The following is a 24,367-nucleotide window of genomic DNA, read 5'->3' as shown; positions in this document are numbered from 1 at the left end:
ACGTATCCGATCAGCGTGCGTTGAAGTACTTCGCCTCGGGGTGGTGGATCACGATGGCGTCCGTGGACTGCTCGGGGTGCAGTTGGAACTCCTCGGACAGCCGGACCCCGATCCGCTCCGGCTCGAGCAGGTCGGCGATCTTCGCCCGGTCCTCCAAATCCGGGCAGGCACCGTAGCCGAGGGAGAAACGCGCTCCCCGGTACTTCAGCGCGAACATGTCCTCCATGTCGGCCGGGTCCTCCCCGGCGAAGCCCAGCTCGGCCCGCACGCGCGCGTGCCAGTACTCGGCGAGGGCCTCGGCCAACTGCACGGACAGACCGTGGAGTTCGAGGTAGTCGCGGTAGGAGTCGGACTCGAACAGCCGGGCCGTCTCCTCCCCGATCCGCGAGCCCACCGTGACGACCTGGAGCCCGACCACATCCGTCTCGCCGGCCTCTTCCGGGCGGAAGAAGTCGGCCAGGCACAGCCGGCGGCCGCGGCGCTGGCGCGGGAAGGTGAACCGGGTGCGCTCGTTGCCCGCATCGTCCAGGATGATCAGGTCGTCGTCCTTGGACACGCACGGGAAGTAGCCGTACACCACGGCCGCCTCGAGCAGGTTCTCGGTCTGGAGCCGGTCCAGCAGACCGCGCAGCCGGGGCCGGCCCTCGCTCTCGACGAGTTCCTCGTAGGAGGGGCCCTCGCCGGTGCGGGCCTGCTTCAGCCCCCACTGGCCCTTGAACAGGGCACCCTCGTCCAGCCAGGACGCGTACTCCTTGAGCTGGATGCCCTTGACGACGCGGGTGCCCCAGAACGGCGGCGTCGGGACGGGGTTGTCGGTGGCGACGTCGGAGCGGACGTGCCCCTCCTCCGGACGCTCCTCGACGACAGCGGTGGCGGTGGCCCGCACGCGGCGCTGCCTGAGCTCCGGCAGCTTCGCGCCGGGCACGCCCCGCTTGACGCCGATCAGGGCGTCCATCAGGCGCAGGCCCTCGAAGGCGTCCCGGGCGTAGCGGACCTCGCCCTCGTAGATCTCGTGCAGGTCCTGCTCGACGTAGGCGCGGGTGAGGGCGGCGCCGCCGAGGATGACCGGGTAGTCGGCGGCCAGGCCCCGGGCGTTGAGCTCCTCCAGGTTCTCCTTCATGATCACCGTGGACTTCACCAGCAGCCCGGACATGCCGATGACATCGGCCCTGTGTTCCTGGGCGGCGTCCAGGATCGCCGAGACCGGCTGCTTGATGCCCAGGTTGACCACGTTGTAGCCGTTGTTGGACAGGATGATGTCAACCAGGTTCTTGCCGATGTCGTGCACGTCGCCGCGCACGGTGGCCAGCACGATGGTGCCCTTGCCGTCCGCGTCGGTCTTCTCCATGTGCGGCTCGAGATGGGCGACGGCGGCCTTCATCACCTCGGCGGACTGCAGCACGAACGGCAGCTGCATCTGCCCGGACCCGAACAGCTCACCGACCACCTTCATGCCGTCCAGCAGGGTGTCGTTGACGATGTCCAGGGCGGGCCGGTCCTGCAGGGCCTCGGCGAGGTCTGCCTCCAGGCCGTTGCGCTCGCCGTCGATGATGCGCCGCTTGAGGCGCTCCTCCAGCGGCAGCGCGGCCAGTTCCTCCGCCTTGCCCGCCTTCAGCGACTTGGCGGTGGCGCCCTCGAACAGCGCCATCAGCTTCTGCAGCGGGTCGTAGCCGTCACGGCGGCGGTCGTAGATCAGGTCGAGGGCGGTGGTGACCTGCTCGTCGTCGAAGCGGGCGATCGGCAGGATCTTCGACGCGTGCACGATCGCCGAGTCCAGGCCCGCCTTGACGCACTCGTCGAGGAAGACGGAGTTGAGCAGGATCCGGGCGGCCGGGTTCAGGCCGAAGGAGATGTTCGACAGGCCGAGCGTGGTCTGCACGTCGGGGTGACGGCGCTTCAGCTCGCGGATCGCCTCGATGGTGGCGATGCCGTCGCCCCGGGACTCCTCCTGCCCGGTGCAGATCGTGAAGGTCAGACAGTCGATGAGGATGTCCGACTCGTGGATGCCCCAGTTGCCGGTCAGATCGGCGATCAGACGCTCGGCGATCTCGACCTTCTTCTCCGCCGTACGGGCCTGGCCCTCCTCGTCGATGGTCAGGGCGATCAGCGCGGCGCCGTGCTCCTGGGCCAGCTCCGTGACCTTCGCGAACCGCGACTCGGGCCCGTCACCGTCCTCGTAGTTGACCGAGTTGATGACCGCCCGGCCGCCCAGCTTCTCCAGGCCCGCCCGGATCACGTCGACCTCGGTGGAGTCCAGCACGATCGGCAGCGTCGAGGCGGTCGCGAACCGGCCGGCCAGTTCCTCCATGTCGGCGACGCCGTCCCGGCCGACGTAGTCCACGCACAGGTCGAGCATGTGCGCGCCCTCGCGGATCTGCTCCCGGGCCATCTCCACACAGTCGTCCCAGCGGCCCTCCAGCATCGCCTCACGGAACTTCTTGGACCCGTTGGCGTTCGTCCGCTCACCGATCGCCAGATACGAGGTGTCCTGACGGAACGGCACCGACTGGTACAGGGACGCGGCGCCCGGCTCCGGACGCGGACTGCGCTCGCTCGGCGTGGTGTCCCGGACCCGCTCCACGACCTGCCGCAGATGCTCCGGCGTCGTACCGCAGCAGCCGCCCACCAACGACAGCCCGTAGTCCCGGACGAAGTTCTCCTGCGCATCGGCAAGTTCCGGCGCGGTGAGCGGGTAGTGGGCGCCCTCGGCCGTCAGCACGGGCAGGCCGGCGTTCGGCATGCAGGACAGCGGGATGCGGGAGTGGCGGGCCAGGAAGCGCAGGTGCTCGCTCATCTCGGCCGGGCCGGTCGCGCAGTTCAGGCCGATCATGTCGATGCCGAGCGGCTCCAGGGCGGTGAGCGCCGCGCCGATCTCGGAGCCGAGCAGCATGGTGCCGGTGGTCTCGACGGTGACCGAGACGATCAGCGGTACGTCGTAGCCGGCCGTCCGCATCGCCCGGCGGGCGGCGACGACCGAGGCCTTGGTCTGGAGCAGGTCCTGCGTGGTCTCCACGAGCAGCGCGTCCGCGCCGCCCGCGAGGAGGCCCTCGGCGTTCTGCTGGTAGGCGTCGCGGATCGCGGCGAAGGTGGTGTGGCCGAGGGTGGGCAGCTTGGTGCCGGGGCCCATCGAGCCGAGCACCCAGCGCTGCTGCCCGGTGCGCTGCGCGAACTCGTCGGCGGTCTCACGGGCGATCCGGGCACCTGCCTCGGACAGCTCGTGGATGCGGTCGGCGATGTCGTACTCGCCGAGAGCGCTGAGGTTCGCGCCGAAGGTGTTGGTCTCCACACAGTCCACGCCCGCGTCGAAGTACTCGGCATGCACCGAGCGCACGATGTCCGGGCGGGTGACGTTCAGGACCTCGTTGCAGCCCTCGAGGTGCTGGAAGTCCTCGAGGGTGGGTTCCTGGGCCTGGAGCATGGTGCCCATCGCCCCGTCGGCCACCACCACTCGGGTGGCGAGCGCCTCGCGCAGGGCGGACACGCGGGTCCGGCTGTCGGTGGAAGGGGTCTGCGGCAACGAGGCCATGTATGGGCTCCCTGGAATGCGACGGCTGTCGGCTTTGCGCTTCCTGTCCGGAAGCCCGCGCGGGCTTCCGGACGAGGGCGCACGCCGCCAGGGTAGCCGGGACCCGGGGCCTATGGTCAGGGGCGTCCACGAGACGGACCACGATGGCGGCCGGGTCACCGCCGGTGGACGTGTGACGCAACAACTGCCGACCGACCGTTGGCGGCAGATCGGCATCGACAGGTAGTGTTCGGCATTGCCGAACACTGGACATAGTCGAACATCGGCGAACAGCGAGGCGGACGTCGTGGCTCGACGGTCGCACAGGGGACGGAGGCAGAACGGCGATGGCACGGAACATCCAGTCGCTCGAACGGGCGGCCGCGATGCTGCGCCTGCTCGCGGGCGGCGAGCGGCGGCTGGGTCTGTCCGACATCGCCTCGGCCCTCGGCCTCGCCAAGGGCACGGCCCACGGCATCCTGCGCACCCTCCAGCAGGAGGGCTTCGTCGAGCAGGACGACGCCTCCGGGCGCTACCAGCTGGGCGCCGAGCTGCTGCGCCTGGGCACCACGTACCTGGACGTGCACGAGCTGCGCGCGCGGGCCCTGGTGTGGACGGACGACCTGGCCCGCTCCAGCGGGGAGAGCGTCTATCTGGGGGTGCTGCACCAGCAGGGCGTGCTGATCGTGCACCACGTCTTCCGGCCCGACGACAGCCGGCAGGTGCTGGAGATCGGGGCCATGCAGCCGCTGCACTCCACTGCCCTGGGCAAGGTCCTGTCGGCGTACGACCCGGTCGCGCACAGCGAGGCACTGGAGAGCGACCGCAAGGCGTTCACCGACCGCACCGTGTGCGAGCTGGAGGGATTCGAGCACGTTCTCGACATCACGCGCGCGCGTGGCTATGCGGCGGATGTCGAGGAGACCTGGGAGGGCGTCGCCTCCGTCGCCGCACCCATCCACGACCGGCGGCGCATGCCGGTCGGCGCGGTCGGCATCACGGGCGCCGTGGAGCGGCTGCGCCCGGACGGTGAGCTGCGCCCCGAGCTGATCGCGGCGGTCCGGGACTGTGCCCGCGCGGTGTCGCGGGACCTGGGCGCCGGGCGGTTCTGACACATATCCGAGCAAACCGGGGCGCCAGTACGGCGTTCCGGCTTTCGACCTACCCTAAAAACGGACACATGGGGCTGATTCCAACATATCCGCCCCAGAGATCGACCAGCGCACAGCGATCAATAACGATCGCATTTTCGACAACAGAACTCTTGACGTGCGCGTAACGCCGAAGCAAGACTCCCGTCCATCGGTCGGCATTGTCGAACACCTACCGGCAATACGCGCTAGAGTGTGACAACGCCAAGGGCCGGTATCGCCCTCACTTCGAGGGCTCGCGGACCCCGGAAGGGACTCGGGGTTCGGCTTCCCCTGGACGAAGGACAAAGGAGTCGCGGGTGTCCAGCTCCGACATCTTCATCGGCGAGACCATCGGTACCGCCATACTCATCCTGCTCGGCGGTGGCGTCGTTGCCGCCGTCGTTCTCAAGGCCTCCAAGGCCCGCAACGCCGGCTGGCTCGCGATCACCTTCGGGTGGGGTTTCGCCGTGCTGACGGCCGTCTACGTCTCGGCGCCGCTGTCCGGCGCCCACCTCAACCCGGCGGTCACGCTCGGTATCGCGATCAAGGACAACGACTGGAGCAATCTCCCCGTCTACTGGGGCGGACAGCTGCTCGGCGCCATGATCGGCGCGACTCTGGTCTGGCTCGCCTACTACGGCCAGTTCCACGCGCACCTCACCGACAAGGAGATCGTCGGTGGTCCGGGCACGGAGACCACGGACGTCAAGGCCGTCGAGGCGCGGGAGAAGGGCGCAGGACCGGTCCTGGGCGTCTTCTCCACCGGCCCCGAGATCCGGAACGCGGTGATGAACCTCACGACGGAGATCATCGGCACGTTCGTGCTGGTCATCGCCGTCCTCACGCAAGGTCTCAACGACAACGGCAACGGCCTCGGCACCGTCGGCGGTCTGATGGTCGCCCTCGTCGTGGTCGGCATCGGCCTCTCCCTCGGCGGCCCGACCGGCTACGCCATCAACCCGGCCCGTGACCTCGGTCCGCGTATCGTGCACGCCCTTCTGCCCCTGCCCAACAAGGGCGGTTCCGACTGGTCCTACGCATGGGTCCCGGTGGTCGGTCCGCTGATCGGCGCCGCCATCGCGGCGGGCATCTACAACGTCGCTTTTGCTTAGAACCGGGTCCGTCCGCTCTCGCAGCCGCAAGCATGACGCCGTAAACCCGAGCCCAGCCCAAAGGACTTCCAGGAGCACACAGTGACCGACGCACACACCGCCGGCCCGTTCATCGCCGCCATCGACCAGGGGACCACCTCGTCCCGCTGCATCATCTTCGACCGTGACGGCCGGATCGTCTCCGTCGACCAGAAGGAGCACGAGCAGATCTTCCCGAAGCCGGGCTGGGTCGAGCACAACGCAACCGAGATCTGGACCAACGTCCAGGAGGTCGTCGTCGGCGCCGTCGAGAAGGCCGGCATCACCCGCGACGACATCAAGGCCATCGGCATCACCAACCAGCGCGAGACCACCGTGCTGTGGGACAAGAACACCGGTGAGCCCGTCCACAACGCCATCGTCTGGCAGGACACCCGCACCGACGCCCTGTGCCGGGAACTCGGCCGCAACGTCGGCCAGGACCGCTTCCGCCGCGAGACCGGCCTGCCGCTGGCCTCCTACTTCTCCGGCCCGAAGGCCCGCTGGCTGCTCGACAACGTCGAGGGCCTGCGCGAGCGCGCCGAAGCCGGGGACATCCTCTTCGGCACCATGGACACCTGGGTCATCTGGAACCTGACCGGCGGTGTCAACGGCGGCCATCACGTCACCGACGTCACCAACGCCTCCCGCACCCTTCTCATGAACCTGCACACCATGCAGTGGGACGAGAAGATCTGCGAGTCGATCGGCGTACCGCTGCAGATCCTCCCCGAGATCCGCTCCTCCGCCGAGGTCTACGGCGAGATCACCGGCGGCAAGCTGGGCGACCTGCTCGGCGGCATCCCGGTCGCCTCCGCGCTCGGCGACCAGCAGGCGGCCCTGTTCGGCCAGACCTGCTTCGCCGAGGGCGAGACCAAGTCGACGTACGGCACCGGCACCTTCATGGTGATGAACACCGGCGACAAGATCATCAACTCCTACAGCGGGCTGCTGACCACCGTCGGCTACCAGATCGGCGGCGAGCAGCCGGTCTACGCCCTGGAGGGCTCGATCGCCGTCACCGGTGCGCTGGTGCAGTGGATGCGCGACCAGATGGGCCTGATCTCCACCGCCGCCGAGATCGAGACGCTCGCGCTGTCGGTCGAGGACAACGGCGGCGCCTACTTCGTGCCGGCCTTCTCCGGTCTGTTCGCCCCGTACTGGCGCTCCGACGCCCGCGGTGTGATCGCCGGTCTGACCCGGTACGTCACCAAGGCGCACCTCGCGCGCGCCGTCCTGGAGGCCACCGCCTGGCAGACGCGGGAGATCGCCGACGCCATGACCAAGGACTCCGGCGTCGAGCTGACGGCCCTCAAGGTCGACGGCGGCATGACCTCCAACAACCTGCTGATGCAGACGCTCGCCGACTTCGTGGACGCCCCCGTGGTGCGCCCGATGGTCGCCGAGACCACCTGCCTCGGCGCCGCCTATGCCGCCGGTCTCGCCGTCGGCTTCTGGAACAGCACCGACGACCTGCGTGCCAACTGGCGCCGGGCCGCCGAGTGGACCCCCCGCATGGACGCGGAGATCCGCGACCGTGAGTACAAGAGCTGGCTCAAGGCCGTCGAACGGACCATGGGCTGGCTCGACGAGGACGAGAGCTGACGAGAGCTCGGAAGAGCTCCACCTAGCTGACGAGGAGCAACAACCCACCATGACCAGCCAGTCCACCCTGCAGTCCGTGCCTGCCCTGGGGACACGCCCGGCCTCCGGCTCCAACCCGAGCCGTGCCGAGACCCGGGAGCAGCTCTCCAAGGCGTCGTACGACCTTCTCGTGATCGGCGGCGGCATCCTGGGCATCTCCACCGCCTGGCATGCCGCGCAGTCCGGGCTCAGGGTGGCCCTGGTCGACGCCGGCGACTTCGCCGGTGCCACCTCCTCCGCCTCCTCCAAGCTGCTCCACGGCGGTCTGCGCTACCTGCAGACCGGCGCGGTGAAGCTGGTGGCGGAGAACCACTTCGAGCGCCGTGCGGTCTCCCGCCAGGTGGCCCCCCACCTGGCGAACCCGCTCACCTTCTACCTCCCCGTGTACAAGGGCGGCCCGCACGGCGCCGCGAAGCTGGGGGCCGGTGTCTTCGCCTACTCGATGCTGTCGGCCTTCGGCGACGGCGTCGGGCACCTGCTCTCCCCCGCCAAGGCCCAGGCCGACGTGCCCGAGTTGCGCACCGAGAACCTCAAGGCCGTGGCCGTGTACGGCGACGACCAGATGAACGACGCGCGGATGGCGCTGATGACGGTCCGCGCGGCCGTCGAGTCGGGCGCGGTCGTCCTCAACCACGCCGAGGTGACCGGACTGCGCTTCACCAACGGCCGGGTGACCGGCGCCGAGCTCAAGGACCGCCTGTCCGGTGACGAGTTCGGGGTGAGCGCCCGCCTTGTACTGAACGCGACCGGCCCGTGGGTCGACCACCTGCGCCGTATGGAGGACCCGAATGCCGCCCCGTCGATCCGCCTGTCGAAGGGCGCACATCTGGTCCTGAAGCGCACCTCCCCCTGGAAGGCCGCGCTCGCCACCCCGATCGACAAGTACCGCATCACCTTCGCCCTCCCCTGGGAGGACATGCTGCTGCTCGGCACGACCGACGAGGTGTACGAGGGCGACCCGGCCGATGTCTCGGTCAACGACAAGGACATAGCCCAGATCCTGGACGAGGCCGCGTTCTCCATCCGCGACCAGCAACTCGACCGTGACCTGATCACCTACGCCTTCGCGGGTCTGCGGGTGCTGCCGGGCGGCCCCGGCGACACCGCGAAGGCCAAGCGCGAGACGGTGGTCACCGAGGGCCGCGGCGGGATGCTGTCCGTGGCGGGCGGCAAGTGGACGACCTTCCGCCACATCGGTCGGACGATCATGAAGAAGCTGGAGGCGCTGCCGGGGCGCCCGCTGGGCGAGGACTTCGAGCCGATCTCCACGCTGCCGAAGAAGCTGCCGCTGCCGGGTGTCGCCAACCCCCGCGCGGTCGCTCACCGCCTGCTGGTCGACCACCCGGCGCCCGGCCCGCGCATGGCGGCCGACACCGCCAGGCATCTGGCCACGCACTACGGTTCACTGGCCTTCGACATCGCCCGGCTCGCCAACGAGAACCCGGAGCTGGCCGAGCGGGTCCACCCCGACGCCCCGGAGATCTGGGCGCAGGTCGTCTGGGCCCGCGACCACGAGTGGGCCGAGACGCAGGACGACGTGCTGCGCCGCCGTACGACGCTGACGATCCGCGGCCTGGCCACGGACGAAGTCCGTACGAAGGTCCAGGACCTGCTCGACAAGAAGTAACGCCCGCACAGCGAAGGGGGCGGCTCCACGCCGACGGAGCCGCCCCCTTTCCCCGTCGGTCGGCGGACGGCACCCCCATAATGTGCTGAGACATCGGAGGTCTGAGCTACAGGGAGGCCGGTCATGGCAGTGACTGACGAGGCGATCGAGAAGATCAAGGACATGATCGTCTCCGGTGCGCTGCGGCCCGGTGACCGGCTGCCCAAGGAGAGCGAACTCGCCGCCGGCCTGGGGCTGTCCCGCAACTCCCTGCGCGAGGCGGTACGCGCGCTGTCGCTGATCCGGATCCTGGACGTGCGGCAGGGCGACGGGACGTATGTGACGAGCCTGGATCCGCAACTGCTCCTGGAGGCCATGAGCTTCGTCGTCGACTTCCACCGCGACGACACGGTGCTGGAGTTCCTGGCCGTGCGCCGCATCCTGGAGCCGGCCGCCACGGCGATGGCGGCCGGCCGTATCGGCGAGCAGGAAGTCGACGCCCTGGCGGCCCAGTTGGACGCCCTGGGCGGCGATCCCTCGGTGGAGGAGCTCGTCGCCTGCGACCTGGAGTTCCACCGGAGCATCGTGCAGGCCTCCGGCAACTCGGTGCTGTGTTCCCTGCTCGAGGGCCTGTCCGGGCCGACCACCCGGGCCCGGATCTGGCGCGGCCTGACCCAGCAGGACGCGGTCAGCCGCACCCTGTACGAGCACCGTGCCATCCTCGCCGCCCTGCGCGACGGTGACGCGGAGGCGGCCCGCTCCTGGGCCACGGTGCACATCGCGAGCGTGGAGCAGTGGCTGCGCAGCACCCTGTGAGCCAGGCCTGTGGGCCGGTGACAGCTCGGATGAATCGTGGGGTGTTCCGGGATGGCGAACGGGGCAGTGATCCGTTCACTCCCCCGTGCAAGGGGGCTGCGGGCGCCCCCGCCGCACGCCGTAAGGTTGGGTCGTTAGGCGAGGGCACGTCGGAAGGAGGCACTGGGTGATCGAGCTCGAGGGGGTTCCCGAGCTGATCGACCCGGTCATGGTGGCCGCGTTCGAGGGCTGGAACGATGCCGGCGACGCCGCCTCCACCGCGGTCGCGCATCTCGAGAGGGAGTGGAAGGGCGAGGTCTTCGCGGCACTGGACGCGGAGGACTACTACGACTTCCAGGTGAACCGGCCCACGGTGTGGATGGACGCCGGCGTCCGCAAGATCACCTGGCCGACGACAAGGTTGTCGGTGGTCCGGGTCGGCGGCGACAAGCCGCGTGACCTGGTGCTGGTGCGCGGTATCGAACCGTCCATGCGCTGGCGCTCGTTCTGCAACGAGCTGCTCGGCTTCGCGCACGAGCTGGGCGTGGAGCTGGTGGTGATCCTGGGCGCCCTGCTCGGTGACACCCCGCACACCCGTCCGGTCCCGATCAGCGGGACCACGTCCGACGCGGACCTGGCCCGCCGGATGGACCTGGAGGAGACCAAGTACGAGGGCCCCACGGGCATCGTCGGCGTTCTCCAGGAGGCCTGCACGCATGCGGGCGTGCCGGCGGTGTCGCTGTGGGCGGCGGTGCCGCACTACGTGTCGCAGCCGCCCAACCCGAAGGCGACGCTGGCCCTCCTCAACCGCCTGGAGGACCTGATCGGCGTGCACATCCCGCTGGGCGAGCTGCCCGAGGACGCGCGGGCCTGGCAGGTGGGGGTGGACCAGCTGGCCGCCGAGGACAGCGAGGTCGCGGAGTACGTCCAGACGCTGGAGGAGGCGCGGGACACCGCCGAGCTGCCGGAGGCGTCGGGCGAGGCGATCGCCCGCGAGTTCGAGCGGTACCTGCGGCGCCGGGACGGCGGCACCCCGCCCGGCGGACACGCCACGGCGGACGGCGGGGACAGCCCGCCGTATCTGCGGGACAACCCGGGCGGCCGGACCCGGCCGCCGAAGCCGGGCAACGACGACGAGGATTCGCCCGAGGAGTGAGCGTCCGCAACGCAAGTGGGCCGCTTCCCCCGTGAGGAGGAAGCGGCCCACTGCGTTGACCGATGGTGCCGGCCGGCGTCTTACAGGGCCACGCCCAGCAACGCGTCCACCGCACGCGTCACCACACCGGGGGCGCCGGTGTCCGTGCCGCCCTGCTCGTGCTGCGCGGCGGCCCAGCGGTCGACCGCGGCGAGCGCGGACGGCGCGTCCAGGTCGTCGGCGAGGGCCTCGCGGATCTCCTCGACCAGCGCGTCGGCGCTCGGCCCGTCGGGGCGGGAGACAGCCGAGCGCCAGTGGTCGAGCCGCGCCTGGGCGTCCCGCAGCACCTGGTCGGTCCACTCCCAGTCGGCCCGGTAGTGGTGGGCGAGCAGCGCGAGCCGGATGGTGGCCGGGTCGACGCCGTCCCGGCGCAGCCGGGAGACGAAGACGAGGTTGCCCTTGGACTTGGACATCTTCTCGCCGTCGAGGGCGACCATGCCGGCGTGCACATACGCCTTGGCCATGGGGAACTCGCCGGTCAGCACCTGGGCGTGCGAGGCGCCCATCTCGTGGTGCGGGAAGGCGAGATCGGAACCGCCGCCCTGCACGTCGAAGCCCATCCCGAGGTGGTCGAGGGCGATCGCGACGCACTCGATGTGCCACCCGGGCCGGCCGCGGCCGAGCGAGCCGCCGTCCCAGCTGGGCTCGCCCTCACGGGCCGCCATCCACAGCATCGGGTCGACGGGGTTCTTCTTGCCCGGACGGTCCGGGTCGCCGCCCCGCTCGGCGGAGAGCAGCCGCATGGCGGCAGCGTCCAGGTTCGAGACCTTGCCGAAGTCGGGGTCGGACTCGACGGAGAAGTAGATGTCCCCCTCGAGTTCGTAGGCGGCGCCCATGTCCCGCAGTCGCTCCACCAGCGGCACGATGCCGGGTATCGCCTCGACCGCGCCTATGTAGTGCTGCGGCGGCAGCATCCGCAGGGCGGTCATGTCCTCGCGGAACAGCGCGGTCTCCCGCTCGGCGAGGGCGGCCCAGTCGAGGCCGTCGCGATCCGCCCGCTGCAGGAGCGGATCGTCGACGTCGGTGACGTTCTGGACGTAGTGCACCTGCCGCTTGGTGTCGAGCCACACGCGCTGAACGAGGTCGAACGCGTTGTAGGTCGCCGCGTGACCCATGTGGGTCGCGTCGTACGGCGTGATGCCGCAGACGTAGATACGGGCGACGGGACCGGGGGCGAGGGTGACGAGGCCACCGGTCGCTGTGTCGTGGATCCGGAGGTCGCGGCCCTTGCCGGGCAGGGCGGGGACCTCAGAAGCGGGCCAGGCATGCATGTCCTGAGCCTAACCGGACTGGAGTTCCGTATACGAACCGGACCAGGCCGGATGGCCGGTAAGGCACTCTTGCGCGGCCCCGGCCCCGTGTGCTGCCGAGCAAGCCCTACACGGGCGGCCACGGGATGGCCGGCCACTCCCCGTTCGGCTCGGGGTGCACTCCCGAAGCGAGGAGTACGTCCACCCGTGCGCGCGTGGCGTCGATTTCGGGGCCGGTGATCAGCGCGGCCAGCCGCTCGGCGAGCGCCCCGCCCGCCTTCAGCTCCCTGCGGAGCCGCTGGAGCACCTCGACGGCCTCCGCGGTGAGCGGCTCCCCCGCCCACCCCCACAGCAGCGTGCGCAGCTTGTTCTCGGCGTTGAAGGTGACCCCGTGGTCGATGCCGTAGAGCCGGCCGTCGCCGGACGGCAGCAGGTGCCCGCCCTTGCGGTCCGCGTTGTTGATCACGGCGTCGAGCACGGCGAGTCGCCGCAGCCGCTCGTCGTCCGCATGCACCAGCAGCGCGGTCTTCCCGTCCCCGACCTCGGCGAAGCCGATCGCCTTCCAGCCGGGCCCGGGCTCCTCGGCGTCGATGAGCGCGAGCAGCTCGCCGTCCGGCTGCGCCTCGATCCACAACTGGCACATGCCCTCGCCGTACGGCCCGTCGCGCAGCACGGTGGGCGGTACGAGCCCCCATCCGGTCGCCTCGGAGACCTCGTACGCGGCCACCTCGCGCTGAGCGAGGGTGCCGTCGGGGAAGTCCCACAGGGGCCGCTCCCCGGCGACGGGCTTGTAGACGCAGGCCGCCTCCCACCCGTCGTGGGTCACCGTGCAGTACAGCGCCGCGTTGGAGGCGTCCCGGATACGTCCGCGCACGGTCAGCTCGCCGGCTGCGAGCAGCGCGGCGTCCGCTGCGCTGCTCGCAGTGGCTGCCGTCATGCTCCGCGGCGGTATCCGTTCTGGCGCGGACATACGTGTCCTTCCGGGTCGAGCGGCAGGCTGCACAGGGGGCACGGCGGCCGGCCGGCGTTGACGACGTCGAGGGCGCGCTTGGCGAAGGCGCGGGCCTGCGCGCCGGTGAGCCGGACCCGCAGCATCGGGGGACCGTTCTCCTCGTCCTGGAGCAGCCTTTCCTCCGCCTCGGCGAGGTCCTCCTCGGAGTCGGCCTCGAGCTCCACGAGGGCCTGCGCCTCGACGATCATGCGCTGCTCCTCGCCGTCCCAGGCGAGGGCCATGGTGCCGACCCGGAACTCCTCCTCGATGGGGGTGTCCAGGGGGCCGGTGTCGGTGATCTCGGTGGGCGCCACGGCCGGCACGGCCGCGCTGCCGCCGCTGCGGCGCACCACCTCGTCCAGCAGTTCGTCCATGCGCTCGGCGAGCGCGGCGACCTGGGTCTTCTCCAGGGCCACGCTGGTCACCCGGGATCCGGCCGTGGCCTGGAGGAAGAACGTACGGCGCCCGGGCAGTCCGACCGTACCGGCCACGAAGCGGTCCGGGGGGTCGTAGAGGAACACCTGACGGGACACGTCCTGTCTCCATTGATTCGTGGGTCGACATCGACATCGGGACCGACCGGCCGCCGTGCGGACGCTCGGCTGCGGACAAGTACGGCGCTACTGCGACCGCTTCACCCTACTGCGGCGGACGATCACGGTGCGCCCGCACCGCCCCCCACCGGTGCGTCCCCGCCCGGAGCTTCCTCGCGCGGCACCAGGGACGCGAAGTCACCGGTGTCCCCGAGGCGCACGAGAAACGGCCTGAGACGGGTGTAGCGAATCGCGGTGACGGAACACGGTTCCACGGAAATCCGCTGGAACAGGTCGAGATGAAGTCCGAGTGCGTCCGCGACGAGGGACTTGATGATGTCGCCGTGCGAGCACATCAGGTACACGGCGTCGGCCCCGTGATCACGCTCCACGCGCGCGTTCCACTCGCGCACCGCCTCGGCGGCCCGGGTCGCCATCGACCGCATCGACTCGCCTGCGGGGAACGCGGCAGCCGACGGATGCGCCTGCACGACCTCCATCAGTGGCTCGTCCTTGAGCTCGGCGAGCTTGCGTCCGGACCAGTCGCCGTACCGGCACTCCCCGATCCGCTCGTCGGTGTGGACGGGCAGCCCGGGACGGGCGTCGAGCAGCGGCCGGATCGTCTCCTGGCAGCGTTGCAGCGGGCTGGTGACCACCTCGGCGATCGGCAGCTCGGCGAGCCGCCCGGGCAGTGCGGCGGCCTGCGCGGCCCCGCGCTCGTCGAGAGCGACACCGGGCGTCCAGCCGGCGAGCACTCCCTCGGTGTTGGCGGTGGAACGTCCGTGCCGGACCAGGATCAACGTGGGCATGCGGCCCAGGGTAGGCGCACGCCGCCCGCCGCAGGGGCCCAAAGTCCCCGCGGGGGCGGCCATGGCCGTGGTCCCCACGGTGATCGTGGGGATCTACGGCAGCGTATCGGCGGTCATCGGACTCATGGCCGCCCTGGAGGTGAGGCCCGGCCCGCTCCGGGGTCAGGCGAATTCGGGTGCCGCGGCCGCGGGGCCACCGAGGGCGTTGCGGCGCTCCGGCATCTTCAGGGACACCATGCGCCGCCAGCCGCCGAGCCGCTCGTACCAGTACACGGCGTGGATGCCGAACGCCAGGACCGCCGCCTTCGGCTTCGACCAGCCGAGGATGCGGCCCATGTGGGCCATGACCGCGAGGCTGACGTCGCGGTAGATCCGGATCTCCGCGAGCGCGCACTCACGCAGGGTCCGCTGGATGGCCCGGCCGTGCCCGGCGTACGCGAAGCGCAGCAGTTCCTCGTGGCAATAGGCGAGGTGGTTGTCCTCGTCGTTGGAGATCATCTTGACCGCGCGGCCGAGGTCGGGGTGGTCGCCGAAGTACTTGCGCAGCATCTCCATCTCCTCGGAGGCGCGCTGTTCGGTGACCCGGCTGTGCGAGAGGTACGTGACGACGTCCTGGACGGTGAGCGGCTCGTCGCGCCCCAGCTTGTCGTGGGCGAGGCCGATGCCGTTCTGCTCCAGAAGCATGGTGTAGTCGGTCTCGGGCGGTACGGGGACGGGTTCGAGGCCGCGCTTCTTCATCAGGGCGTTGAAGATCCGCCCGTGCTTGTCCTCGTCCGCACCGTGGCGGGTGATCTTGGGGGCGAGGTCGCGCTCGCTGGCGGGGACGAGCGCGGCGATGCGGGCGTTCTCCCAGCCGCCCTGTGCCTCACCGCTGGCCGCGATGGAGCAGAACAGCCGGAAGGACTCGTCGTTGTCGAGGATCTCCTGGAACAGACTCTTGGCCGAAAGCATCCGTGGCACCTCTCTGCAGGATTCCGCAAAGAACGAGTCAAAGGGGCGCGCCAGGGTGGTGCAACGGTTCTGTCGGACAACTCAGCCAAAAGGAGGACCCACGGGGTCGCGTCGGGTGCGTAACCGCGCGCGTGCCGGCGCGTTGTTCCTGCTGACGGCCGTGGCGGGGAAGACCCCCGAGCCCCCACCACGGCCGCTGAGACTTGTCCACGCCTGCGACGTGGTGCGGTTACGCGAGCCCGGCCTGCTCCAGGGCCTCCGAACCGGCCCGCAGCGAGGCGAGCCGCTCGTCCAGGGTGAAGCCCGCGGGGGCCAGGCTGAGCGTGGTGACTCCCGCCTCGGCGTAGGCCTTCATACGGTCGGCGATCCGGTCCACGGAGCCGAGCAGCGTGGTCTGGTCGATCAGCTCGTGCGGTACGGCGGCCGCGGCGCCCTGCTTGTCGCCGGACAGGTACTTCTCCTGGATCTCGGCGGCCTCCTTTTCGTAGCCCATGCGCTGGGCGAGCTGGTTGTAGAAGTTCTGCTTGGGGCTGCCCATGCCGCCGACGTACAGCGCGGTGTACGGGCGGAAGGTGTCGGCGAGGGCCGTCACGTCCTTGTCGTCGCCGACGGCGAGGGGCAGGGTGGGGCAGACGTCGAAGCCGTCCATGGTCTTGCCGGCCTTCTCGCGGCCCGCCCGCAGGTGCTTGATCGCGGTGTCCTCGAGGTGGGCCGCGGAGGGGAAGATCAGGAGGGCGCCGTCGGCGATCTCGCCGGTCTGTTCGAGGTTCTTGGGGCCGATCGCGGCGATGTAGAGCGGGATGTGCTCGCGCTGCGGGTGGACCGTGAGCTTGATCGGCTTGCCGGGGCCGCCGGGGAGGGGGAGGGTCCAGTGCGTGCCCTCGTAGGTGAGGCGTTCGCGGGTCATGGCCTTGCGGACGATCTCGACGTACTCGCGGGTGCGGGCGAGGGGCTTGTCGAACTTGACGCCGTACCAGCCCTCGGAGACCTGGGGGCCGGAGACGCCCAGGCCGAGGCGGAAGCGGCCGCCGGACAGGGAGTCGAGGGTGGCGGCGGTCATGGCGGTCATCGCGGGCTGGCGGGCCGGGATCTGGAAGATGGCCGAGCCGACGTCGATGCGCTCCGTCTGGGCGGCGACCCAGGTGAGCACGGTGGCGGCGTCGGAGCCGTAGGCTTCGGCGGCCCAGCAGACGGCGTAGCCGAGGCGGTCGGCCTCCTGGGCGACGGCGAGATTGTCCGCGTCCATTCCGGCGCCCCAGTAGCCGAGGTTGATCCCGAGCTGCATGGCCTTCCCCTTACTGATCAGTAACGTCCCTTGTGACGTCGACATTAGCGTGAGGGGGGTGGATCGCCCAGGTTGTGGGTGGGGTGCGGGCGTGCGGGGCCGGGAAATCGGTTGTCCACAGGCCCCCACGACACCAGTTCTGGCCAGTAATCTCGGCGCTCATGGAGCAGAGGCATCTCGGCCGTACCGGCCTGCGTGTGTCCCGTATCGGACTCGGCACCCTGACCTGGGGGCGGGACACCGACGAGCATGATGCCGCGGACCTGTTGAAGACGTTCTGGGAAGCCGGCGGGACACTCGTGGACACCGCGGACGTCTACGGGGACGGGGAGGCCGAGTATCTGCTCGGGCGTCTCATGGAAGGGCTCGTGCCGCGGCGGGACCTGGTCATCTCGACCAAGGCCGGAAGCGTACCGGATCCGGACCGGCGGTTCGACGGGTCGCGTGGGCATCTGCTGGCCGCGCTGGACGCTTCGCTCGCTCGACTCGGCACGGACCACGTCGATCTGTGGCACGTCCACGCCTTCGACCCGGACACGCCCCTGGAGGAGACGCTCCAGGCGCTGGACATCGCGGTGAGCAGCGGCCGGGCGCGGTATGCGGGCGTGTCCAACTTCTGCGGCTGGCAACTGGCGAAGGCCGCGACCTGGCAGCTCGCAGCGTCCGGTCTGCGGACCCGGCTGGCGAGTACGCAGATGGAGTACTCGCTGCTGCAGCGCGGCGTCGAGCGGGAGGTGCTGCCGGCCGCGGTGGATCTGGGCATCGGGCTGTTGCCGTCGTCGCCGTTGGGGCGCGGTGTGCTGACGGGCAAGTACCGCGGCGACGCCATGCCGCCGGACTCCCGGGGAGCCTCGGAGCATCTGGCGCCCTTCGTCGAGCCGTACCTCGACGACACGGCCGGCCGCATCGTGGACGCCGTGGCGACCGCGGCGGACGGGCTGGCCGTCACCCCGCTCCAGGTGGCCCTGGCCTGGGTCCGGGACCGGCCCGGCGTGGTCGCCCCGATCGTCGGTGCGCGCAACGCGCAGCAGCTCACAGGGGCATTGTCAGTGGAGGCGCTTAGTCTTCCTGACGAGATCTGCCGGGCGCTCGACGACGTGTCGGCGCCCGTGCACCGCTATCCCGATCACGACTGGAGCACGCTGTGAGCACGGAGCCGGAGACCACCGAGGACGCCGCGCCGGATACCCCGGGCGCCCCGGCGGAGGGCGGCGCCCCGGGGACCGAGGCGGCACAGGACGCCCAGGACGTCAAGGGCACGGACGCCGCCGCCGGTGAGTTGTCGGAGGCGGAGGCCGAGCTGGCGGCCCAGCGGGTCGAGCGGGAGCGGATCGAGCGGCGCAAGGCGGAGAAGAAGGCGCCCATCGAGGCCGGGGCCAAGCTCAGCGGGACCGCCGCCGATCTGCTGGCGGCCGTCCGCGCCGTGGAGAGCGGCGAGAAGCCCCCCGCCACCGTCTTCGAGGAACCCCCGCCCCGGCGGCCGGCTCCGGAGCCGGTGCGGCGGCCGCAGCCGGTGCCCCCCACCGCCGCCCCGGCTCCCACGGCGGAGCTCGTGGAGTCCGTACGGCGGGTGCTGAGCGACGGCGGCGCTCCCGAGGCGCTCGGTCCGCAGGTCGCCGCGGTGCTGGGCGAGGGGGCGGACGATCTGCTGCGCGCCGATCCGTGGCAGTTGCTGCGGGTCGGCGGAGTGCGCCCCGAGCAGGCCGACGGGTTCGCGCGGGCCCTGCTGGGCGCGGAGTGCGGGCCCGACGACGAGCGGCGGGGCCGGGCCGTCACCGGCTGGCTGCTGGAACAGGCGGCGCTCGCCGGGCACACCGCCCTGGAGATGCCGGCGCTCATCGCCGCCCTGGGCCAGCGGGGCGTGCCCGACCCGGACGCGGCCGTGCAGAGCGCCCTGGCGGAGGGCGAGGCCCTGGCGTTCCAGGACGGCCTGGAGGAGTCGGGTGAGGGCGAGGACGAGGAGGCGGGCGAGGAGCGCCCCGTGCGGGTGCTCGTCGGGCTGGAGCGGTACGCGCTCGCGGAGGAGAGCCTCGCCGACGGACTGGCCCGGTTGATCAACTCGGTGCCCAAGGAGGACGGTTCGGCCGAGGAGTGGGAGCGGGCCGCGTCGGCCGCCGAGGGCTCGGCCGCCGAGCTGATCCGCGCGGTCGCCCGGCACGGGCTGGTGCTGCACACGGGTGGTGAGGCGTCCCGGGCCGAGGCCGCGGCGCTGGTGGATGCGGCGCGTGGTGTGGGCCTGCGCGTCTGGGCCGCCGCCCACAGTCCCGTCGGCCGGGGGCGGTTCGCGGAGCTGGTGCGGGACGAGGCCGGGGTCGCCACCGTCGCCGGGCTGCTGTCCGGTGCCGAGGGGCCGGGGCGGGACCCGGACGGTGCGCTGGACCTCGATCTCCTTGTCGTGCTCGACGCGCCCCAGCTCGATGTGGAGGCCGCGGCCCTGCTCACCGAGTCGCTGCCGGACGGTGCCCGGCTGGTGCTGTCCGGGGATCCGACGGTGCTGTGGTCCGTGGGGCCCGGGCGGGTTTTCGCGGATCTGCTGGCGGTGCGCAGGTGCCCCCAGGTCGCCTCGCGGCGGCCGGACCCCGGTCCGCTGGGCGAGTTGGTCTCCGGTATCGGCGTGGGCGAGCTGCTCCAGGTCGACGCGCCGGGCAAGGAGGTCGTGATCGTGCCGGTGCGGGACGCGGGTGAGGCCGTGCACCGGACCGTGCAGCTCGTCGCGGACTCGGTGCCGCGGGCGATCGGCGTGCCCGCCGAGCAGACGGTGGTCATCACGCCGGGACATGGCGGCGCGGCCGGGACGCGTGCGCTGAACGCCGCGCTGAAGGAACGGCTCAATCCCGGTCCCGGCCGGTTCGGCGGCTTCGACCCCGGGGACCGGATCGCCTACTCCCCCGCACCGGGACGTACGGTGCCGGGCCAGGTCGTCGGGGCCGACGCCGCGGGGCTGCATCTGTCGTGCTCCGGCGAGAGCGTCGTCGTACCGAAGGAGCGGGTGGAGCAGTCCGTCCGGCACGGGTGGGCACTGACGGCGCACCAGGCGGTGGGCGGCCGGTGGCCCGCCGTGGTGGTGGTGCTGCCCGGGGATGCCGCGCAGGCCCTCAGCCGCCCGTGGGTGTATACGGCGTTCGGGCGGGCGGAGCGCCATCTGTCGGTGGTGCACGGTGTGGAGCAGGCCCTGCCGCGCGCCGTCGCAGAAACCCCGGCGAAGCCCCGCACAACCCGCCTGCCCCTGCTCCTGACCGCACAGGTGCCTACGGCCGGCTGAACCGGCCGCGGGTGCGGCTTCAGAGGACCGGTAGCCGGCGGCCGCGGGAACCCCGGGGCCGCCGCTGTCGCTGTCTTCGGGCGCGCTCAGCGGTCCGCGTCCAGAGGTTCCAGGTCCTCGTCCCCGTCCAGCTCCGGCTCGTCCTCGAGATCGTCGTCGGTCTCTTCCTCGTCCTCGAGGTCCTCGAGATCCTCGATGTCCTCAAGATCGTCGATCTCGTCGTCGAAGACCGCGCTGACGTCGAAGCGGCAGACCACGTGCTGCGGGTCGATGCTCTCGAAGGGTGCCTCCAGCCACTCACCGGGGTCGGCCGGTTCCTCCGCGGCCGTGACCCACAGCGTGGAGTCGCCTTCCTCCAGCCCGAACTCCTTGTGGCGGGAGGCGATCTCGTCCGGTTCGAACTCCCCGAAGAGGATGCCCAACGCCCCGTGGACCGTGCCGGCGGCCTCCGCGCCCGTACTCTCGTCGTCCGCCGCCTCGATCCGCTGGGCCTGCGCCAGCAGTCGCTGTGGTTCCGCCACCGCGTAGTCGCGGCGGATCAGCACACTGAGCGCGTTCGGTTCCTCGGGACCCGTGTACGGCGGCAACGTTTCCTCCGCACCGGGGATCTCGAAGGGTGTGACCTCGTCGTAGCGGTCGTAGAGCAGCTCGTCGTACGCCTCTGCGGCCGCGGCCAGCTGGTTGAACGCCTCGTAGACGGCCGGGTCGTCCTCGCCCGACCTGCGTTCGACCGCGGCCAGATGGCGGTCGAGCGCGGTCTTGATCGCCTCGGCGGCGGCGCGTACCTCAGCAGCGGTGGGCTGCGCAGCATCAGACATAGTGCAGACGCTATCCGTACCCGGCCTGTGCCCGCACAATAGATTCGATGCCGGAATACGAATTTGTCGACGTGTACGTGCCGCGCGGGGTCTCCCGCAAGGACGCCACACGCTTGCTGACGGACCATGCCGAGTACGGACACTGGGAGTTGCATCGCCTGAGCCTGCTGCGCGACGGCAGCCGCAGGGTGCGGTTGCGGCGGCGGATCATCCGCCAGGTGCGCGCCACCTGGTGAGCTGAGGCGCCGAAGTGGAGCGGACCCCCTGTGGCGAGGCCCGCTCCACTTCCGGTTGCGCCCTTACGCCGACGCCCGCGCCCGGCGGTACAGGACCGCCCCGCCCAGCAGCGCGCCCGCGCCCAGTGAGACGGCGGCGCCGATCGGCAGCTCACTGCCCGTTTCGGCGAGCGCACCGGTACCGCGGGGCTGTGCGACGGACTGGCCGTCGGGCCGGTTGACGTCGGTGGAGCCGTCGTCGCCCGGCGTCTCGCCGCCCGGGGTGCTCGGGGTGCCGGGCTCCTCCGGGTCACCGGGGTTGCCCGGGTTGCCCGGGTTGCCCGGGTTTTCCGGCGTCCCGGGCGGCGTCGTACCGTCGCCGCCTCCCGGCGGGGTGGTGTGACCGTCGCCGGAGCCGTCGTTCGCGCAGTCGTTGCCCACGGCGGCGTTGCCGACGCCGATGACATCGATGCTGTTGCCGCAGACGTTGACCGGCACGTGCACCGGCGCCTCGACGTGGTTGCCCGAGCCGACGCCCGGAGAGCCGTCGGCGTGCCCGCCGGCCTGCGCACCGGAGCCGTCCGTGTCGCCGTGGCCGCCGGACGAGCCTCCCCCACTCTCGGCTCCGCTCGAGCGGGGGGACCCCCAGTCGCCGCTGTGATTGGCGCAGGAGTTGCCGGCCGCCGGGTTGAGCACTCCGACGACGTTGACGGTGTTGCCGCAGACGTTGACCGGTACGTGCACCGGCGCCTGCACGGTGTTGCCGGAGAGCACTCCGGGCGAGTTCGAACCGGAGCCGCTCGCACTCGAGTCGGCGTGGGCGTGGCCACCAGCGGCGGCGAACACGCCGGTCGCGGCCGCCACGGTCATCAGGCCCTTGCGGGTAATCTGTCGCATTGCTGAATCTCTGCCTTCCCCCTCATGACCAACGTGAAAAGACCGGTCGGTCCCGGAGCGCATTGGGCGCGCTCCGGGACCGACGGCATGGACGAACCTCAGAAAGGCTGCGTCACTTGTTGATGCAGGTGTTGCCGGAGGCGGGGTTCAGCAGACCGATCACGGAGACCGTGTTGCCGCAGACGTTCACGGGAATGTGCACCGGAGCCTGAACAACGTTGCCGGACCCGATGCCCGGGGAGTGCACGGCAGCACCCTGAGCACCGGAGTCGGCGACGGCCATGCCCGCGCCCGCGAGAACCAGCCCACCGGTGGCAGCCGCAGCAGCGACGACCTTCTTGATCATTATTCCTCCTTGTTGGCAATGCGATCACAAGTAGCTGATCGCATCACCTGTAACGAGGAGGAACTAATAGGGCTACGAGCTGATGAGCGCATTCACTCCTGCCGGTCAGGCCCGGTACACGCGGTCGATTACCGATGTGTCGTTTCAGCGGGGCATTTCAGGACGCATCGATGAACCGGTCGAGCACCCGCACGCCGAACTGCAGCCCTTCGACCGGCACTCGCTCGTCCACCCCGTGGAACATGCCCGCGAAGTCCAGCTCCGGCGGCAGCTTGAGGGGCGCGAAGCCAAAGCAGCGGATGCCGAGATCGTCGAAGGACTTGGCGTCGGTACCGCCGGAGAGCATGTACGGCACGGCCCGCGCGATGGGGTCCTCGGCACTGAGCGCGCTCTGCATGGCGTCGACGAGCTTGCCGTCGAAGTCGGTCTCCAGGGCCTTGTCCGCGTGCACGTCCTCCCGCTTCACGCGCGGTCCGAGCAGCCGGTCGAGGTCGGCGAGGAACTCCTCCTCGTAACCGGGCAGGAACCGTCCGTCGACGTGGGCGGTGGCCTGGCCGGGGATGACGTTGACCTTGTAGCCGGCTCCGAGCATGGTGGGCGCGGCCGAGTTGCGCAGGGTGGCACCGATCATCTTGGCGATGCCGCCGAGCTTGGCGAGCGTCTCGTCCATGTTCTCCGGGTCGAGCTCGGTGCCGAGCGCGTCGGAGAGTTCGTCGAGGAAGGACCGCACGGTCTTGGTGACCCGCACCGGCCACTTGTGCCGGCCGAGCCGTCCGACGGCCTCGCACAGTTCGGTGATCGCGTTGTCGTTGTTGGTCATCGAGCCGTGGCCCGCGGTGCCGTCCACGGTGAGACGCATCCAGTGCATGCCCTTCTGGGCGGTCTCGACGAGGTAGAGCCGCAGTTTCTCGTTGACGGTGAAGGAGAATCCGCCGACCTCACCGATGGCCTCGGTCACGCCCTCGAACAGGTCGGGGTGCTTGTCGACGAGGTGCCGTGCGCCCCAGGTGCCGCCGGCCTCCTCGTCGGCCAGGAACGCCAGCACGATGTCCCGCGGGGGCTTGCGGCCGGTGCGCAGCCGGTCGCGGACGACCGCGAGGGTCATCGCGTCCATGTCCTTCATGTCGACGGCCCCTCGGCCCCACACGCATCCGTCGGCGATCTCGCCGGAGAACGGGTGGTGGGTCCAGTCGGCCGCGTTGGCGGGGACGACATCGAGGTGCCCGTGGATGAGCAGCGCGGGCCGGGACGGGTCCTCGCCCTCGATGCGGGCCACGGTGGAGGCGCGGCCCGGGTGGGATTCCAGGATCCGCGGTTCGAGGCCCACCTCGGCGAGCTTCTCGGCGACGTACTCGGCCGCCTTGCGCTCGCCCGGCCCCGAGTGGTCGCCGTAGTTGCTGGTGTCGATCCGGATCAGCTCGCGGCAGAGGTCGACGACCTCGTCCTGGCCGGTGACGCCTTCGGTCGTGCCCGTCTGGCTCACGCTGTTTCCTCCCGCAGTCGCCGCTGGTGGTCCCCCTCATCCTCCCCCCGAGGCGGGTCGCGCCCCAAGACCGGTCCCGGCCCGTCACACGGCGTTCACGACGTCCCGGGGACGCAGGGGGTGTGATCGGCCACCCTCGAAAGCCTGGTAATGTTTACGTCGTCGCCGCGGGGGAAACCCAGCGCGACAGACACCTTGTCCGGGTGGCGGAATGGCAGACGCGCTAGCTTGAGGTGCTAGTGCCCTTTATCGGGCGTGGGGGTTCAAGTCCCCCCTCGGACACCAGGGAGACCCCTGTTCACCAGGGGTCTTTTGCTTTTCCGGGGTGCTGGCCCCTGTGTGCGCCCGCCCGCTGTGTGGGCCATGTCTCCCTTGACGGGAAGATCCCGAGGTCACCGGGTACGCCTGGCTGCCCGCGAGCACCCCGAACGGCCGCCCCAAGTGGCCGCCGAGCAACGGAAAACCTAGCGTCGTACTAAAATTTCCGGCTTGTTACGGAGCTGGAGCCGGACAACCCCA

Annotated in this window: 20 protein-coding genes and 1 tRNA gene; 10 read left to right on the top strand and 11 right to left on the bottom strand. The window is 70.7% G+C overall.

What is annotated here, in order from left to right:
* Window positions 1-10: 10 nt before the first annotated feature.
* Complete coding sequence (metH, locus tag ACFVJQ_RS05935) at window positions 11-3,526, bottom strand: methionine synthase (protein ID WP_385781272.1); 3,516 nt, start codon at window positions 3,524-3,526, stop codon at window positions 11-13.
* A gap of 326 nt (window positions 3,527-3,852) precedes the next feature.
* Between metH and ACFVJQ_RS05930 the strand changes: the two genes are divergently transcribed.
* From ACFVJQ_RS05930 to ACFVJQ_RS05905, 6 genes are all read left to right on the top strand, one after another.
* The gene (locus ACFVJQ_RS05930; protein WP_385513050.1) at window positions 3,853-4,617 is read left to right on the top strand and encodes an IclR family transcriptional regulator; all 765 of its coding nucleotides are present in this window, start codon (window positions 3,853-3,855) and stop codon (window positions 4,615-4,617) included.
* Window positions 4,618-4,955: 338 nt separating this feature from the next.
* Window positions 4,956-5,750 (top strand): MIP/aquaporin family protein, encoded by a 795-nt coding sequence (locus ACFVJQ_RS05925; protein ID WP_385513049.1) that lies wholly within the window; start codon window positions 4,956-4,958, stop codon window positions 5,748-5,750.
* Between the two features lie 81 nt (window positions 5,751-5,831).
* Window positions 5,832-7,373: a glycerol kinase GlpK gene (gene glpK, locus ACFVJQ_RS05920; protein WP_385513048.1), complete on the top strand. Its 1,542-nt coding sequence runs from the start codon at window positions 5,832-5,834 to the stop codon at window positions 7,371-7,373.
* Between the two features lie 49 nt (window positions 7,374-7,422).
* A complete protein-coding gene (locus ACFVJQ_RS05915) occupies window positions 7,423-9,039 on the top strand; it encodes an FAD-dependent oxidoreductase (protein WP_385513047.1) in 1,617 nt (538 codons plus the stop codon).
* A 123-nt stretch (window positions 9,040-9,162) separates the two neighbouring features.
* Window positions 9,163-9,834, top strand: a complete 672-nt coding sequence (locus tag ACFVJQ_RS05910; protein ID WP_385513046.1) for a FadR/GntR family transcriptional regulator — start codon at window positions 9,163-9,165, stop codon at window positions 9,832-9,834.
* 166 nt (window positions 9,835-10,000) lie between these two features.
* A complete protein-coding gene (locus ACFVJQ_RS05905; protein ID WP_224734419.1) occupies window positions 10,001-10,969 on the top strand; it encodes a PAC2 family protein in 969 nt (322 codons plus the stop codon).
* A gap of 80 nt (window positions 10,970-11,049) precedes the next feature.
* On the opposite strand, the gene mshC is transcribed toward ACFVJQ_RS05905, so the two are convergent.
* The 6 genes from mshC to ACFVJQ_RS05875 all read right to left on the bottom strand — a co-directional run bounded on the left by mshC (window position 11,050) and on the right by ACFVJQ_RS05875 (window position 16,827).
* Window positions 11,050-12,279, bottom strand: a complete 1,230-nt coding sequence (mshC, locus tag ACFVJQ_RS05900; protein ID WP_385513045.1) for a cysteine--1-D-myo-inosityl 2-amino-2-deoxy-alpha-D-glucopyranoside ligase — start codon at window positions 12,277-12,279, stop codon at window positions 11,050-11,052.
* 106 nt (window positions 12,280-12,385) lie between these two features.
* A complete protein-coding gene (locus ACFVJQ_RS05895) occupies window positions 12,386-13,228 on the bottom strand; it encodes an SCO1664 family protein (protein ID WP_385781267.1) in 843 nt (280 codons plus the stop codon).
* Complete coding sequence (locus ACFVJQ_RS05890; RefSeq protein ID WP_385513043.1) at window positions 13,192-13,782, bottom strand: DUF3090 domain-containing protein; 591 nt, start codon at window positions 13,780-13,782, stop codon at window positions 13,192-13,194. Before ACFVJQ_RS05890 ends, ACFVJQ_RS05895 begins: the two co-directional genes overlap by 37 nt.
* A gap of 122 nt (window positions 13,783-13,904) precedes the next feature.
* A complete protein-coding gene (locus tag ACFVJQ_RS05885; RefSeq protein ID WP_224734423.1) occupies window positions 13,905-14,591 on the bottom strand; it encodes a histidine phosphatase family protein in 687 nt (228 codons plus the stop codon).
* Window positions 14,592-14,753: 162 nt separating this feature from the next.
* On the bottom strand, window positions 14,754-15,542 hold the full coding sequence (locus tag ACFVJQ_RS05880) for a ferritin-like domain-containing protein (protein ID WP_385513042.1): 789 nt from the start codon (window positions 15,540-15,542) through the stop codon (window positions 14,754-14,756).
* A gap of 229 nt (window positions 15,543-15,771) precedes the next feature.
* On the bottom strand, window positions 15,772-16,827 hold the full coding sequence (locus ACFVJQ_RS05875; protein ID WP_385781263.1) for an LLM class F420-dependent oxidoreductase: 1,056 nt from the start codon (window positions 16,825-16,827) through the stop codon (window positions 15,772-15,774).
* 161 nt (window positions 16,828-16,988) lie between these two features.
* Here ACFVJQ_RS05875 and ACFVJQ_RS05870 point away from each other — a divergent pair, with 161 nt between their 5' ends.
* Together ACFVJQ_RS05870 and ACFVJQ_RS05865 are read left to right on the top strand one after the other, a co-directional pair.
* Window positions 16,989-17,975, top strand: a complete 987-nt coding sequence (locus ACFVJQ_RS05870) for an aldo/keto reductase (protein ID WP_385781260.1) — start codon at window positions 16,989-16,991, stop codon at window positions 17,973-17,975.
* Window positions 17,972-20,089: an ATP-binding domain-containing protein gene (locus tag ACFVJQ_RS05865; RefSeq protein WP_385781257.1), complete on the top strand. Its 2,118-nt coding sequence runs from the start codon at window positions 17,972-17,974 to the stop codon at window positions 20,087-20,089. Before ACFVJQ_RS05870 ends, ACFVJQ_RS05865 begins: the two co-directional genes overlap by 4 nt.
* 86 nt (window positions 20,090-20,175) lie before the next feature.
* On the opposite strand, the gene ACFVJQ_RS05860 is transcribed toward ACFVJQ_RS05865, so the two are convergent.
* Complete coding sequence (locus ACFVJQ_RS05860; protein WP_385781254.1) at window positions 20,176-20,907, bottom strand: hypothetical protein; 732 nt, start codon at window positions 20,905-20,907, stop codon at window positions 20,176-20,178.
* A 47-nt stretch (window positions 20,908-20,954) separates the two neighbouring features.
* On the opposite strand from ACFVJQ_RS05860, the gene ACFVJQ_RS05855 reads away from it, so the two are divergent.
* Window positions 20,955-21,143, top strand: a complete 189-nt coding sequence (locus ACFVJQ_RS05855) for a DUF5703 family protein (protein ID WP_043499282.1) — start codon at window positions 20,955-20,957, stop codon at window positions 21,141-21,143.
* A 63-nt stretch (window positions 21,144-21,206) separates the two neighbouring features.
* Here the strand turns inward: ACFVJQ_RS05855 and ACFVJQ_RS05850 are convergent, their stop codons facing one another.
* From ACFVJQ_RS05850 to ACFVJQ_RS05840, 3 genes are all read right to left on the bottom strand, one after another.
* Entirely contained in the window at window positions 21,207-22,019 is an 813-nt protein-coding gene (locus ACFVJQ_RS05850; RefSeq protein ID WP_385781251.1) for a chaplin, read from the bottom strand.
* A 112-nt stretch (window positions 22,020-22,131) separates the two neighbouring features.
* On the bottom strand, window positions 22,132-22,365 hold the full coding sequence (gene chpH / locus ACFVJQ_RS05845) for a chaplin ChpH (protein ID WP_385513037.1): 234 nt from the start codon (window positions 22,363-22,365) through the stop codon (window positions 22,132-22,134).
* Between the two features lie 157 nt (window positions 22,366-22,522).
* Window positions 22,523-23,848 carry a M20/M25/M40 family metallo-hydrolase gene (locus ACFVJQ_RS05840; RefSeq protein WP_385781248.1) on the bottom strand — a complete coding sequence of 442 codons (1,326 nt, stop codon included), beginning with the start codon at window positions 23,846-23,848 and terminating at the stop codon, window positions 22,523-22,525.
* A gap of 197 nt (window positions 23,849-24,045) precedes the next feature.
* Here ACFVJQ_RS05840 and ACFVJQ_RS05835 point away from each other — a divergent pair.
* Window positions 24,046-24,133, top strand: a tRNA-Leu gene (locus ACFVJQ_RS05835).
* Window positions 24,134-24,367 lie beyond the last annotated feature (234 nt).

The organism is Streptomyces sp. NPDC127197, from assembly GCF_042672405.1.
Lineage (GTDB): Bacteria > Actinomycetota > Actinomycetes > Streptomycetales > Streptomycetaceae > Streptomyces > Streptomyces flavusporus.
Note: the sequence above shows the minus strand (reverse complement) of the source record. Positions and strands in the feature narration are given on the sequence as shown.